Origin of the sequence: Streptomyces sp. NPDC058469, from assembly GCF_042721125.1 — a bacterium.
Taxonomy (GTDB): Bacteria; Actinomycetota; Actinomycetes; order Streptomycetales; family Streptomycetaceae; genus Streptomyces.
In genome coordinates, this window is the sequence record NZ_JBHXME010000360.1 from 1 (window position 1) to 1,445 (window position 1,445).

1 protein-coding gene is annotated in these 1,445 nt (G+C 66.1%); it reads right to left on the bottom strand.

Annotated features, from left to right (window positions below):
* Positions 1–24: 24 nt before the first annotated feature.
* A complete protein-coding gene (locus ACFWP5_RS52445; protein ID WP_384174551.1) occupies positions 25–1,215 on the bottom strand; it encodes an IS110 family transposase in 1,191 nt (396 codons plus the stop codon).
* Between the last annotated feature and the right edge of the window lie 230 nt (positions 1,216–1,445).

Here is a 1,445-nt window from a genome sequence, read left to right on the forward strand (position 1 = left end):
GTCACTGATTCCTAATGCTGTCTGTCAAGCCGTGTGAGCGGTGGGTGGCACGGCCTCGTAGGTCCGTCCGTCGCGGAGGAGGGCCCAGAGGACGTTGACGCGTCGGCGGGCCAGGGCCAGGACTGCCTGGATGTGATGTTTTCCCTCGGCTCGCTTGCGTTCGTAAAACCGGCGGGATTCGTCGCAGTGGCGGATGCTGAACAACGCAGAGATGTAGAAGACGCGTTGGAGTCTGCGGTTGTAGCGCCGTGGCCGGCGGAAGTTGCCACTGATCTTGCCGGAGTCGCGGGGAACGGGTGCGACGCCACCGAAGCCGGCAAGGCGGTCAGCAGTACCGAAGAAGGCCATGTCGCCTCCGGTGGCGGCCAGGAACTCGGCGCCGAGGATGACACCCAGGCCCGGCATGCTGGTGATCACTTCGAAGTCCCGATGTTCGCGAAACCGGGCCTCGATCGCCTTGTCGAGCTCGGCGACCTGCTGGTTGAGGGCCATCACCTCCGCTGCCAGAGTGTGTACGAGTTGGGCGGTCAGTTTTTCGCCGGGCAGGCTGGTGTGCTGGCGCTCGGCGGCGTGGACGGCGGTCTCGGCGAGCCGGTCGGCGCGAAGGACCTTTCGGTTACGCAGCCAGGTCTCCAGCCGTTTCACACCGATTCGGCGGAGGGCGGCCGGGGTCTGATATCCGGTCAGCAGCATGAGCGGGCCGGCGTTGGTCAGGTCCAATGCCCGTTCCAGGCCGGGGAAGATGCCGGTGAGCTGGGCGCGGAGCCGGTTGACGCTGCGGGTGCGGTCGGCGACCAGGTCCGTGCGGCGGCCGGTGAGGATCTTGAGGTCAGTGACGGTTGCGTTGCTGGTGCGTAAGGGGTGCAGGTCCCGTCGGATGCGCACTTGGTCGGCGATGACAGCAGCGTCCTTGGCATCGGTCTTTCCCTCGCCGCGGTAGCTCTCGGAGGCGCGGTGGATGGCCCGGCCGGAGATGTAGTGCACGGGCTGGTTGTGGTCGAGGAGGATCGTGATGGCCAGGGCGGCACCGCCGTCGGCCAGGTCGATGCCCCACATCGCGTCGTCGCCCAAGGCAAGGATGGCGGTGAGGAGTTCGAGCAGTTCGGGTTCGTCGTTGGCGACGCGTCGTGACAGCAGCCGGCGGCCGCTGTCGTCGATCGCGACGCAGTGATGATGGGTTTTGCCTGCGTCGATGCCGGCCCAGATCGTGGCCATGTGGTGCCTCCGTGCGGTGTGCTGCTGGTGCCTCCCACGGACGACCTCGCTGTCGATTCCCTACTCAGCGATCATTCGCAATTCCTAATTGGCAGCCGAGTCGTCGTGGGGCACCGGGCGGCCAATCAGTGCAAGCCACAAGCGGCAGAGCGTTTTCAACCACACCCGGCACCCCTGGGTGGGTGAACCATACGAAGGGCTCACCGCCTCCCGCAGAACAACGTAGGGAG